At 34.8% G+C, this 3,262-nt stretch carries 3 protein-coding genes and 1 pseudogene; all 4 read right to left on the bottom strand.

All coding sequences use genetic code 11. From position 1 onward, the window contains the following. Positions 1-3: 3 nt before the first annotated feature. On the bottom strand, positions 4-222 hold the full coding sequence (locus AC1DJR_RS24545; RefSeq protein ID WP_016102108.1) for a hypothetical protein: 219 nt from the start codon (positions 220-222) through the stop codon (positions 4-6). Positions 223-251: 29 nt separating this feature from the next. Then, positions 252-581, bottom strand: a complete 330-nt coding sequence (locus AC1DJR_RS24540) for a DUF2085 domain-containing protein (protein ID WP_429688834.1) — start codon at positions 579-581, stop codon at positions 252-254. Between the two features lie 171 nt (positions 582-752). Further along, positions 753-2,441: an arginine--tRNA ligase gene (gene argS, locus AC1DJR_RS24535; RefSeq protein ID WP_477003718.1), complete on the bottom strand. Its 1,689-nt coding sequence runs from the start codon at positions 2,439-2,441 to the stop codon at positions 753-755. Positions 2,442-2,635: 194 nt separating this feature from the next. Continuing rightward, positions 2,636-3,229 (bottom strand): annotated as a pseudogene (locus AC1DJR_RS24530) (class I SAM-dependent methyltransferase); the annotation flags it as partial. Positions 3,230-3,262: the final 33 nt, after the last annotated feature.

Below are 3,262 nucleotides of genomic sequence, written 5' to 3'. Positions count from 1 at the left end.
AGTTTAGATAGTACAATCACAATCTGAGCAATCGGTACAATCTATTACGTCACAATCTAAATTTCTCTTTTTTTTGCTTCTTTTTAAATAAAAATATAGTAGCACCATAAATAATAGGCAAATAACAAAAGCTATTGTTGCTTCTATATATTTTTCATGAATGATAAAACCAATTCCACTTCCACCTGATATAAAAATTAGAATTATGTAAATCCAAAACATGTAAATAGCTACCTCCGTTGATATGTGGTTTAAGATGTAATCCATATAATACTAGATGCAATAAATAGTCCCATACCATTACCGCTTAATAACCCGGTAGTTACTCTTAGCAAATTTGTGCTGCTTCGCCATTTCCACTTTTGGGTGAATCCATCAATTAATAATGGCATTTGAGCAAAAAAGGATAGCATTAATGAGAGACTAAACGAAGGTGTTATTAAAAAGCAAATTGGAAACATACAGAAACCAATTAACATACCTGTGCATCGCGCACATAAAGGCATGTATTTTTGTAGTGTAAGAAAACTCCTTTCCGGTAGTCTATGACAAGGAATGTTTAAAATGAAACTTCGAATCAATACTGACCATCCTCTCTACAAATATTTTAATTGATTTAGTAACAAAATTATAGAATTCTTACACTTCGTAGCGTATAACACTTTATAAATAAGAATTTATTTAAGAAAATACAAAAAGACAAATCAGGTTAATGACCGTCTGATTTGCCTTTTTGTTACAAAATTTTCATTTTACATCTCCTCAGGTGCCCCTACCCCAAGTAAACGTAATCCCTCTTTTAATACAACCGTCACAGCGTAAGCTAATGCGAGTCTACTCTCTTTCTCTTCGTTCTCTTCCAATATACGAACATTTCCATAATATTTATTGAACGCTTGCGCTACATCTAATACRTATTTTGAAATAGTAGATGGCTCATTTTTGTTGAAGGCCGCTTCAATTRCTTGCGGGAATTTATTRAGTAATTTTACGACACTCCAGCTRTAATCGTCTTTTAATKCAAAAGTACAMGTTTCAAATTCTACACTTTCTTTTCTTAAAATAGAGCAGGCACGCGCATGTGTGTACTGCACATATGGYCCTGTTTCTCCTTCAAATTTCAACATATTTTCTAATGAGAATTCGATATTATGCATACGCTCATTTTTTAAATCGTGGAAGATAACYGCTCCAACACCGACTTGTTTTGCCACGTCTTCTTTTTGTTTTAAATTAGGATTTTTCTCTTCAATATTTTGTTCCGCAAGTGCAACAGCTTCTTCTAGCACTTCTTCTAATAAAATAATTCTGCCCTTACGTGTCGACATTTTCTTACCGTCTTTTAAAATGAATCCAAACGGTACATGTTCCATCCCGTCAACCCAGTTGTAGCCGAGCTTTTTTAATACAGTGAAAAATTGATTAAAATGTAAACTTTGTTCTGGGCCAACTACATATAGYGCTTTATCAAATTCGTATGTGTTTTGACGATACAATGCCGCTGTTAAATCACGCGTTGCGTAAATAGTTGCACCATCTGATTTTCTAATTARGCAAGGCGGCATACCTTCTTTTTCTAAATTAACGACTAATGCGCCTTCTGATTCTTCAAGTAAATCGTGCTCCTCTAAAATCCCAATAAAGTCTTCCATTTTATCGTTATAGAAAGCTTCTCCTTGAAAGTTTGTAAATTCCACACCGAGAAGTTCATAAATACGAGAAAATTCTTTTAAAGACTCATGACGGAACCAATTCCAAAGTTCGACTGCTTCTTCATTTCCTTCTTCTAGTTTTTTAAACCATGAGCGTCCTTCTTCTTCTAGTTCTTTGTTCTCTTTTGCTTCTTCATGAAACTGAACATATAACTTAAATAACTCACGAATTGGATCCTCTTTAACAACTTCTTCATTTCCCCATTTTTTATATGCGGTAATTAACTTTCCAAACTGCGTGCCCCAATCGCCAATATAATTRATTCCKACAACTTCATACCCACATTTTYCGGCGATATGTTTCAGCGAATTACCAATCATTGTAGAACGTAAATGCCCCATTGAAAAAGGTTTCGCGATATTAGGAGAGGAATAATCGATAACTACCGTTTTTTCACATCCAAAGTGATTTTGACCGTACTCTTCTTTCTCCGCTAAAATTATTTTTAATACTTCATCACTTACTGTTTCACGATTAAAAAATACATTTACATAAGGACCAACAGCCTCTACTTTCGTAAAGAACGGATCATTTAATTTCTCCGCCAATTCCTTCGCTATAATAGCTGGTGATTTTTTATATTGCTTCGCTAGTGAAAAGCATGGGAACGCTGCATCTCCGAATTCATCTTGTTTTGGTATTTCGATTAAATCTAAAATTTGATTTTGTGTTAATTCATTCGTAAAAATATTCGATAAACTTTTCGCAAACTGCGTTTTATAATTCATACTATAACCTCCTTGTTTTTTGAAACACAAAAAACTCGTCTCTAAAAAAGAGACGAGTTTTAACCCGTGGTACCACCCTTGTTGTTCATTTTGAACCACTTTCCCGTTTATAACGAGGACAGGGGACCTCGGCTTACTCTACTATTCATTCAAGAAGCATCTCCGAAGTGCGTTTCATCTTTTTCTTCCGCGCTACCTTTAATTCCATCTGATTCTATGATAGTTTCTTCAAACATCGGATCAAGGTAAACGACATCATAACTATTATCTTCACATTGTGTTAAAAATGCGTAATGCTCCGTTTGCTTCACATCGATTTGTTGCATTGCTTCATCAATTTCAGAAACGGATGAAGACCATGTTTGCAAGCCTTTTTTCATGATATAAGCCATATATTCATTTCCTTCAAGCCCTGTTACTTTTCCGTTCTCACCAACGATATAACTAGCTACAATACTATCTGATGCCATACCGAGCGTACAATCTAATACTGTCATTCCGCTCTCTAATTTAGCAGCTTGTACAAACGGATCGTGCTCTCCGCGCATTAACCTTTTCACACGAAACATTGCTGAGTTTGGATGAAAGAAAAACGACTCTTCCGTACCTTTTGGATAAATGGCTAATCGATTTTTCCCTACGACAAGTACATCTTGTTCATACTGTTCATGCAATTTATGTACAGGTATATCATTACGTATAACGAAAGAACTATTTAATTCTGCTGCTACCTTATTTGCATAAGCTGTCAWTTCTTTRTTTGTTCTTCCTGCTGTTGTTACTATCATTTTTTCACCTCTATATAAAGAAAAGAGGGAGAT

This window comes from Bacillus sp. 05T31, from assembly GCF_056396725.1.
The sequence above is the reverse complement of the archived record's forward strand: the minus strand, read 5'-3'. Positions and strand labels throughout refer to the sequence as shown.

Excerpts from the sequence above, each read along its gene's own strand:
- AC1DJR_RS24545 (WP_016102108.1), bottom strand. The coding sequence starts at position 222 with ATGTTTTGGATTTACATAATTCTAATTTTTATATCAGGTGGAAGTGGA.